The organism is Thiohalophilus sp., from assembly GCF_046483665.1.
GTDB lineage: Bacteria > Pseudomonadota > Gammaproteobacteria > UBA6429 > Thiohalophilaceae > Thiohalophilus.
Genome location: NZ_JAWOCR010000060.1, coordinates 1 through 8,901 on the forward strand (window position 1 = coordinate 1; position 8,901 = coordinate 8,901).

Consider the following 8,901-nt stretch of genomic DNA (forward strand, 5'->3'; position numbering starts at 1 on the left):
CCGCCCGGGGCACGAAGTAGAAAAAAGTAAGGGGCGGGGGGGACGGTTTGCAACCCCGCATATTGTGGGGGTGATCAGGCTACCTGGCAGGCCTCGTCGAGACTGGCAATCTCTTGCCTGGTCTGGCGGATAAGCTGGCGGGCGCATTTGGCGCAACAGCCGCAGTTGCTGGCCACGCCGAGATCCCGGCGCACGTCGGCGAGGGAGTCGGCCCCGTCGATGACGGCGTCGCGGATCCGGGTGTCGGTGATGGCTTTGCAGAGACAAACATACATTGCGTGATTCCTGCCGGGTAGTTAATCCTGTCTTCACTATATCTAAATGAGAATGATTGTCAATACTATTATTTGTCTGGTTTATCCCTCTGCAAGGCAGCCGGGAGCCCTTGTCCGGTTCAATCGCTGGGGTGGTTACCAGTGCAGGGCGCGAAGGCGTGAAATTTTCTTGCGCTGATGGTTCTGCATGATTTTCAGCACGGCACTCAGTGAGCGCAGCGCATCGAGAATATAGGACCCTTTGTTCAGCATGACGCATTCCGCACGTACACTCATGGCGGCATCGGTAAATTCCGGGCGGGAGCGAACCCCGGTTTTGGCGATCGATTCCATGACCTGAGTTGCCCAGATAACCGGTACATGAGCGGCCTCGCATAGCCAGAGTATTTCTTCCTGTATTTCAGCCATACGCACGCTGCCCAGTTCAACGGCCAGATCGCCACGGGCGATCATCACCGCGAACGGGTGAGTGCTGAGCATGCTGGCGAAAAGGATATCAGGCAGATTTTTCACGGCATCCGTCGTTTCAATCTTGGCAACGACAGGTATGTCGCTCGAATTGCGACTGGCCAACTCGGCGATAAGTTCATGCATATCATCAGCTGTTTCGATAAAAGAAAAACCCACCATATCTGAATGCAGGCAGATGAAATCCAGATCCATTCTGTCTTTGGCGGTCAAAGAGGGCAGGTTGAGTTTCGTGCCGGGAAAGTTGAGGCCCTTGTCAGGTTTTAGTTTGGCGCCCGCGGGACCGGCCCGGGTGATACGCAGGATAAGGTAATCATCGAATTTCTGGATAACCCGGGCACCGATTTTACCGTCATCAAACCAGACAGGTGCGCCCGGTTCGAGAATATCGATGACTTCCGGTGCGGTACAGCCGATGCTGGCCGGGGCCAGCAATTCTCCGTTTTCACCATATTCAGTCGGGTGGCCGTGATCTGATTGTTTGTGAAGCTGCAAAACGTCACCAGCATGCAGGCGAATGTTACCTGACAGATTATTCACTTCAGGATAGTGAAATGACTGCAGGGTTTTATAGGCGTCGCCGCTCAGGCGTTGCCATTCAATAACCGTGTTCGCCAGAAGACGAATATTTTTGTGCGCAAAACCAGATATGAAGTCAGGCTGCGTGATGGTGGCGATTGTCACATGACGCCGTTTGCCTTTGGCATCGACAAAACAAAGTCGATCATCTTCGGCGAGTTGACTGAAAATCGCGTCAGGCACGATAAAAGTGTTATGAATATCAGGTTCGCGGGTGGTTGGCTCATTTGCAAGTCTGACAGGCACAATGGCGAACTCCGCTCTTCCGCTGGCAGAAGATTTTCTGTTGTACCTGAAAACGGTCGAATCAGCTGCAGGCCTGATTTGTCCGGTACGGATTTTGTGTCCGGCAAGGTCCATCAAAACCCGGCACGATGAGTGCAGCTCCCGGTTGGCCTGACGAACATGCTTAATCATCAATCGCCAGGTAAACGGATTATCATGTGCACAGTTGATTCTGGCGATATTCATCCCTTCACGAATCAGATCATAGACAGCCCTGTAATCATGAGCCGTGTCACTGGATAAGGTGACCATGATCCGAGTCATTCGATTAGCCGGTGATGCCCCCAGTGCCTGGTCTGAATTTTGATCCAGTATCTCGAAACCTTCCCTGAAGCCGGGCCACGGCAATCCGGGGTCGAGTTGCAGTGGATCGCCAAGAATCTCTCCGAGAATATTGATGATATTGCTCAGATTGGCAAAGACATGGGCTTCGGCACGCCCGAGTGAGGAGAGCCCCGCTTCCGCCAGTTCTTCCTGCAGCGGTCGTAAATCGATTTCACGCAGGGCCAGATAGTGCGCCAGATTAACAATACTTTTATTGATGGTTTCCGGCGGCGCCGGGGCCGGCTGCTTCGCCAGCCGATAGGCACCGTGCTGGACTACATGGCGAGCAAGCCGATGGATCTGGTCCTGCAGGTGTTTCAGCTTGCTATAGTGATCGTCACGATATAATGATTCCATGTTGAAACCGTAACCGGGAATTTTGAAGCTAATATTGCAGTTTTGTGACGGGCGTGTTTGACCGGTTAAAGTCCGAGAAGATAAGTGGCGCTTACTATGCCGAAAGTGAATATGACAACTCTGCTCACCATAAATGCCGAACCAATAAGGGAATGGTTAAAGGGAGGTGAGCCGGATGATGAGAAACAGATACACCGGGTTCGGGTATGTATAAAAAAACTCCGTTCGCTGTTGAAGCTGATTCGGGATTTATCCGACTCGGATATGCCGGTCACGACTATAAACGAGCACCTCAAATCCATGAGCCAGTGTTTGTCGGGCCAACGGGACCATGATGTTGTCTGCGGGATCCTGCGCGACAAAGTAGCCAAAGAAGAGGACGTTGCCCATAGAGAAAGCTTTGTCTTGATTCAGAAGCTTCTGGATCAGGTTTATCAAACGCCGGGTTCAGAGCCGGCTCAGTTGCGGCGCTCAGGGCAGGTTGTTGTGGTGATGATTGAGGAGCTTCCATCGATCAGGCTGTCGAGAAAGAAATTAGCTGAATATCTATCTGCCAAAACAGGCAAGATATGTAAGAAAGGGCACAAGGCGTTGGATAAAGCGGACTGTGTTCAGTTGCACAAGCTTAGAAAAAAGATAAAAACACTGTTTTATCAGGTCAGGATTCTGTCCGACGCTGGCTTTGATATGGATTTGCCGACAAAGAAACTCAAAAAGCTCGGTAACAGGCTGGGTAGAATTCATGATTATTGTGTGCTGGAAAAAATGCTCGGTGAATCAGGCATCAACAAATTAACAAGGGAGAAGATTCAGCCGGCGGGTTGGCAGCGGGTGCAGGACTATATCGACGCTCAACGGCAGAAATATCTGACCCAATCGGACAAGCTGTATCGCAAATGGTGTCGCCAGCAAAACAGGGATGCCGGATAGGATTGACGCCAGTGTCAGGTCGCTCCCGGTCGATACATCGAACCGGAACGCCGTTCTGCACAACAGGCATCGCCCGCCAGAGGGTTACCCCGATGGCGAAATAGTAAACAGCCGCGTACAATACCGCACCCGATTCATAAGGCTTCAGGCACATGTTTTATCAGGATAAATTCGATGTCATCGTGGTCGGCGGCGGGCATGCCGGCACCGAGGCGGCGCTGGCCGCGGCCCGGGCCGGCGTGCGCACCCTGCTGCTGACCCACAACATCGAGACCCTGGGCCAGATGAGCTGCAATCCGGCCATCGGCGGCATCGGCAAGGGCCATCTGGTCAAGGAAGTGGACGCGCTGGGCGGGCTGATGGCCCGTGCCACGGACCGGGCCGGGATCCAGTTTCGCATCCTCAACGCCAGCAAGGGGCCGGCGGTGCGCGCCACCCGCGCCCAGGCCGATCGCGCCCTGTACAAACAGGCGGTACGCCTGGAACTGGAGAACACCGCCAACCTGACATTGTTCCAGCAGACGGTGGAGGATCTGATCGTCGAGGGCGATCGGGTGGTCGGGGTCGAGACCCAGATGGGATTGAAATTCGCCGCCCGGGCGGTGGTGCTGACGGTCGGCACCTTCCTGGGCGGGCGCATTCATGTCGGCGAGTCCAATTACGAGGGCGGCCGTGCCGGTGATCCACCGGCCAATGCCCTGTCCCGGCGCCTGCGTGAGCGCCCCTTCACCGTGGATCGGCTCAAGACCGGCACCCCGCCGCGGCTCGACGGCAAGAGCATCGATTTTTCCCAACTGGAAGCCCAGCATGGCGACGATCCGCTGCCGGTCTTCTCGTATATGGGGAAGGCCGCAGAGCATCCGGCGCAGGTGCCCTGCCATATCACCTACACCAGTGAACTGACTCACGCGATCATTCGCGGCGGGCTGGATCGCTCGCCCATGTACAGCGGCGAGATCGAAGGGGTCGGGCCGCGCTACTGTCCGTCGATCGAGGACAAGGTGGTACGCTTCGCCGACAAAAACGCCCACCAGATCTTTGTCGAGCCCGAGGGGCTGAGTACCCACGAGGTCTATCCCAACGGTATCTCCACCAGCCTGCCCTTCGATGTGCAGCTGGCGCTGGTGCGCTCCATTGCCGGCTTTGAAAACGCGCACATTACCCGCCCCGGTTACGCCATTGAATACGATTATTTTGACCCGCGCGATCTCAAATCGTCCCTGGAAACCCAACACATGCCGGGGCTGTTTTTCGCCGGGCAGATTAATGGCACCACCGGTTACGAAGAGGCCGCCGCGCAGGGCTTGCTGGCCGGGATCAACGCGGCCCTGCAGGTGCAGGACAAAGCCCCCTGGTGTCCGGCACGCGATGAAGCATATCTCGGCGTCCTGGTGGATGATCTCATTACCGCCGGTACCCAGGAGCCCTATCGCATGTTTACCAGTCGCGCCGAATACCGGCTGATGCTGCGCGAGGACAATGCCGATCTGCGCCTCACCGAAACCGGTCGCAAGCTGGGGCTGATCGATGACCTGCGCTGGGTGGCGTTCGAACAAAAACGCGAGGCGGTCGAACAAGAGCTGCAGCGATTGCGTTCGACCTGGGTGCATCCGGAGAAGATCCCATTGGCAAAACAGGAACAGTTACTGGGCAAGAAACTCTCGCGCGAGGCGACCCTGCACGATCTGTTGCGTCGCCCCGAAGTGCGTTATGCCGATCTGGCCTTGCTGGCAGGCGAGAGGGAACACCCGCCGGAGCCGGTAGTCACCGAACAGGTCGAAATACAGGCCAAGTACGCGGGCTATATCGAGCGCCAGCAGGCGGAGATCGCCCGTCAACGTCGTCATGAAGAGACCACCCTGCCGGGCGATATGGATTATCACGCGGTCAAGGGCCTGTCCGCCGAGGTCTGCGAGAAACTCAACCGGATCCGTCCGGCCACCCTCGGTCAGGCAGCACGTATTTCCGGGGTCACGCCGGCGGCGCTCTCATTGCTGCTGGTGCACTTGAAAAAACGGCAGTCCGGTGTCGAGGCGACGAAAGCGCTTTAAAAAAAGCGGCCTGAAAAGCGTATCCGGTCATGGGATGTTTCTTCCCGGATCTCTACAATGGTGGCGGCAGATCGGGAGAGGTCTGCAGTGAAGTCCGGTGCTCGCAGGCGATCCCCGCCTCATTCGGCTTCGCTATAACAACAATCCACTGGAGGAGGAAACCCTATGAAAAGTCTATCTATCCTTATTCTGAGTCTGTGTCTGCTACCGGTGGCCTGGGCCGTTGATGTGTCGGGACTGGTGGTCAAGCAAAGTCCGTACAGCGTCGCCAAGACTCTCGATCGGCTGGAAAATGTACTGCAGAAAAAAGGTATCGGTATCGTGACCCGCTGGAACCATTCGGCCAAGGCCGAGGAAGTCGGGATCCCGCTGCGCGACACCGAGCTGCTGCTGTTTGGTAATCCGAAACTGGGCAGTCACATGTTTACCGCCGAGCAGACCGCCGGCATCGACCTGCCCATGAAGGCACTCGCATGGAAAGATGCGGACGGTCAGGTCTGGCTGGGCTACAACGACCCGCAGTACATTGCCCGGCGTCATGGCATCGATAACCGTTCCGAGGTTATCCAGAAAATGCAGGGCGCACTGGACAAGCTCACCAATGCGGCCGTGGCCGACTGAGCGCGAGTACGCCGTACAGTGACAACCGCACTGTCGAATCAGCTGTCGCGGCGGGCGGGGGAACTCCCCTTCTCCCTGCCGCCGCAGGCTGAACAAAAGCTGCTGGATTTCATTGCTCTGCTGGAAAAATGGAACCAGGCTTACAATCTGACCGCGGTACGCCAGCCGACCCAGATGATTTCCCGTCACCTGATGGACTCGCTGGTGGTGATGCCCTATCTGCATGGCGAGCAGATTCTCGATGTGGGCAGCGGCGCCGGTCTGCCCGGCATTCCGCTGGCACTGGTCTGTCCCGAGCGACAGTTCACCCTGCTCGACAGTAATGGCAAAAAGGTCCGTTTTATGCGCCAGGCCGTGGCGCAACTGGGGCTGGAAAATGTATCTGTGGTACATTCGCGGGTGGAGCAGTTCCAATCCTCAGCGGGCTTCGATACTATCATTGCACGTGCGTACGCGACCCTCGGGGAACTGATACGAGGCGCGCGCCACCTGTGCCGGCCAGATGGCCGGTTTCTGATTATGAAAGGGGCCTACCCGGTGGCGGAGTTCGATGATCTGAGCGCAGATTTCGAGCTGGAAACAAGCCATTCATTACGCGTCCCCGGACTGGAAGCGGAGCGTCATCTGTTAGTGGTCCGGCATGTCGCCGGCCGGCACTGAGCCGGTATACAGGGGAATCAGATTATGGGCAGAACCATTGCCATTGCCAATCAAAAAGGCGGGGTCGGCAAGACCACCACCTGCATCAATCTGGCCGCCTCCCTGGCCGCAACCAAACGCCGCATTTTGCTGGTGGATCTGGATCCGCAGGGCAACGCCACCATGGGCAGCGGCCTGGACAAAAGTAACCTGCCTCTGACCACCTGCGATCTGTTGCTGGACGAGGCCGGGGTCGAACAGATTTTGCAGCGAGCCGAGGGCATCGGCTATGACGTGCTGCCGGCCAATAGCGATCTGACCGCGGCGGAAGTCTCTTTAATGAACAGCGCCGATCGCGAGCGCAAATTACGCGATTGTCTTAAAAGTGTGCGGGATAAGTATGATTACATTCTGATCGACTGCCCCCCCTCACTGAACATGTTGACGCTCAATGCGCTGGTGGCGGCCCAGTCAGTCATGATCCCGATGCAGTGCGAGTATTATGCGCTGGAAGGGCTGTCGGCCCTGCTCAATACCATCGACAGCATTCGCAACAGCGTGAACCCGGAATTGAAAGTGGAAGGATTGCTGCGCACCATGTTCGATCCGCGAAACAATCTGGCCAACGATGTTTCCGGGCAGCTGATTTTCCATTTCCCGCAGCAGGTCTATCGTACAGTGATCCCGCGTAATGTGCGCCTGGCCGAAGCGCCCAGTCACGGTCTGCCGGTGATCAATTACGACAAGAGTTCGCGTGGGGCGCTCGCCTATCTGGCGCTGGCCGGGGAGATCCTGCGCAAGGATCAGGGCGGGCTGGGCAGCCAGGAAGCCAATATACTGGGCGCTAGCGCCGGAGGAGCAGGTTAACCATGGCCGGTAAGAAACGCGGACTGGGTCGCGGGCTGGATGCATTGCTGGGGGCGGCCGCCTCGCCGCCGGTGCAAACGAGCACCGAAGAAGGGGAAGTGGCCCTGCCCGAGCCCGATCAACATCCCCAGGGGGATCACCTGCGCATGCTGCCGGTGGATGTCATTCATAAAAGCCGCTATCAGCCGCGCCACGATTTTCCCGAAGAGAGTCTGCAGGAGCTGGCCGACTCAATCCGGGCCCAGGGTGTGGTGCAACCGATCGTGGTGCGCCCGCACAGTCAGGCCGGTCACTTCGAACTGATTGCCGGTGAACGACGCTGGCGGGCCTCGCAACTGGCCGGATTGCACGAGATTCCGGCGGTGGTGCGTGATGTGCCGGATCAGGCCGCCATGGCGATGGGGTTGATCGAAAATATCCAGCGCGAAGAACTGAACCCCATCGAGGAGTCGATGGCCCTGCAGCGGCTGATCGAGGAATTCGGCCTGACTCATCAGCAGACCGCCGATGCAGTCGGTCGCTCGCGGGCCGCCGTATCCAATCTGTTGCGCCTGCTGAGTCTGGAGCCGGCGGTAAAGGAGCTGCTGGAAGCCGAGGATCTGGAAATGGGTCATGCCCGGGCCCTGCTGGCCCTGCAGGGTGGCGCTCAGATCGAGGCGGCACGGCAGGTGGCGCGGCGCGGACTGTCGGTGCGCGAGACCGAGAATCTGGTACGTAAACTATCCCAGCCGGCCAAACCGAAAAAGGCGAGCGAGGGCAAAGATCCCGATATTCGCCGCTTCGAAGCGGACCTGTCGGAAAAACTCGGGGCGAAAGTGCAGATCCAGGCCGATAATAAAGGCAAGGGCAAGCTGGTCATCCAGTACAACAGCCTGGATGAGCTGGATGGCATCCTGGCCCATATTAAATAATGCTAATAAAGTAATATAATCGTTTTTTGTCTGTAACTGACCGCGAAAGTCAGATAAATTTCAGTGATACACCCATCATTGACCCTGCCAGGGGGACCCCATATACTACGCGCCCCTGATACCTGAGGTTCCGCTCGGAGGGCACACGCAAGTGACCAGCTTCGGCATGCCCAATGCGGCGAAGATTGCCTTCCGACGCACACTTCTGAGGTTAATCCTGATTCAGGTGGCGCTGAGTACGACGGCCGCGATCGTGATTTTCCTGAAGAAGGGAATGGATTTTGGTCTGGCGACACTGTATGGCGGCGCGATAGGAATCGCCGGCGCCCTGGTCGGCGCATGGCGTATCAGTCTGGCGACAGAAAACGACGATGAGGCGGGCATGGCGAACAACGTGCTGCGCATGGCCGAATTCTACAAGGCCACACTGTTTCGCCTGATCACTATTGTGGCCCTGCTGCTACTGGGCATGGTGGTCCTGGAGATCGAAGCCGCGGGGATATTGATTGGTTTCATCGCCGCCCAGCTCGGCTATTTTTTTGCCCGCCCGTTACGCGCCCGATAACCCGGCGCGGCGGCGGAGAACAGTTTTCG

Annotated in this window: 9 protein-coding genes; 7 read left to right on the plus strand and 2 right to left on the minus strand. The window is 57.2% G+C overall.

Annotation, left to right across the window (positions count from 1 at the left end):
* Nucleotides 1-74: 74 nt before the first annotated feature.
* Nucleotides 75-275 carry a (2Fe-2S)-binding protein gene (locus R6U90_RS12005; RefSeq protein WP_410352933.1) on the minus strand — a complete coding sequence of 67 codons (201 nt, stop codon included), beginning with the start codon at nt 273-275 and terminating at the stop codon, nt 75-77.
* 135 nt (nt 276-410) lie between these two features.
* The gene (locus R6U90_RS12010) at nt 411-2,288 is read right to left on the minus strand and encodes a pyruvate kinase (RefSeq protein ID WP_410352934.1); all 1,878 of its coding nucleotides are present in this window, start codon (nt 2,286-2,288) and stop codon (nt 411-413) included.
* Nucleotides 2,289-2,384: 96 nt separating this feature from the next.
* Between R6U90_RS12010 and R6U90_RS12015 the strand changes: the two genes are divergently transcribed.
* From R6U90_RS12015 to R6U90_RS12045, 7 genes are all read left to right on the plus strand, one after another.
* Nucleotides 2,385-3,218: a CHAD domain-containing protein gene (locus tag R6U90_RS12015; RefSeq protein WP_410352935.1), complete on the plus strand. Its 834-nt coding sequence runs from the start codon at nt 2,385-2,387 to the stop codon at nt 3,216-3,218.
* 152 nt (nt 3,219-3,370) lie between these two features.
* Complete coding sequence (gene mnmG / locus R6U90_RS12020) at nt 3,371-5,269, plus strand: tRNA uridine-5-carboxymethylaminomethyl(34) synthesis enzyme MnmG (protein ID WP_410352936.1); 1,899 nt, start codon at nt 3,371-3,373, stop codon at nt 5,267-5,269.
* Between the two features lie 165 nt (nt 5,270-5,434).
* Nucleotides 5,435-5,890: a DUF302 domain-containing protein gene (locus R6U90_RS12025; protein WP_410352937.1), complete on the plus strand. Its 456-nt coding sequence runs from the start codon at nt 5,435-5,437 to the stop codon at nt 5,888-5,890.
* 18 nt (nt 5,891-5,908) lie between these two features.
* The gene (rsmG, locus tag R6U90_RS12030; RefSeq protein ID WP_410352938.1) at nt 5,909-6,550 is read left to right on the plus strand and encodes a 16S rRNA (guanine(527)-N(7))-methyltransferase RsmG; all 642 of its coding nucleotides are present in this window, start codon (nt 5,909-5,911) and stop codon (nt 6,548-6,550) included.
* A gap of 24 nt (nt 6,551-6,574) precedes the next feature.
* Nucleotides 6,575-7,396, plus strand: coding sequence for a ParA family protein (locus R6U90_RS12035; RefSeq protein ID WP_410352939.1), 822 nt, complete (start codon nt 6,575-6,577; stop codon nt 7,394-7,396).
* 2 nt (nt 7,397-7,398) lie between these two features.
* Complete coding sequence (locus R6U90_RS12040; protein WP_410352940.1) at nt 7,399-8,307, plus strand: ParB/RepB/Spo0J family partition protein; 909 nt, start codon at nt 7,399-7,401, stop codon at nt 8,305-8,307.
* Nucleotides 8,308-8,458: 151 nt separating this feature from the next.
* Entirely contained in the window at nt 8,459-8,872 is a 414-nt protein-coding gene (locus R6U90_RS12045) for an ATP synthase subunit I (protein ID WP_410352941.1), read from the plus strand.
* Nucleotides 8,873-8,901: the final 29 nt, after the last annotated feature.

What these genes read in the sequence shown, in the direction of transcription:
- mnmG (WP_410352936.1), top strand. Translation starts at nt 3,371, where the DNA reads ATGTTTTATCAGGATAAATTCGATGTCATCGTGGTCGGCGGCGGGCAT.
- R6U90_RS12035 (WP_410352939.1), top strand. Translation starts at nt 6,575, where the DNA reads ATGGGCAGAACCATTGCCATTGCCAATCAAAAAGGCGGGGTCGGCAAG.
- R6U90_RS12010 (WP_410352934.1), bottom strand. Translation starts at nt 2,288, where the DNA reads ATGGAATCATTATATCGTGACGATCACTATAGCAAGCTGAAACACCTG.
- R6U90_RS12025 (WP_410352937.1), top strand. Translation starts at nt 5,435, where the DNA reads ATGAAAAGTCTATCTATCCTTATTCTGAGTCTGTGTCTGCTACCGGTG.
- R6U90_RS12005 (WP_410352933.1), bottom strand. Translation starts at nt 275, where the DNA reads ATGTATGTTTGTCTCTGCAAAGCCATCACCGACACCCGGATCCGCGAC.
- R6U90_RS12015 (WP_410352935.1), top strand. Translation starts at nt 2,385, where the DNA reads ATGCCGAAAGTGAATATGACAACTCTGCTCACCATAAATGCCGAACCA.
- R6U90_RS12040 (WP_410352940.1), top strand. Translation starts at nt 7,399, where the DNA reads ATGGCCGGTAAGAAACGCGGACTGGGTCGCGGGCTGGATGCATTGCTG.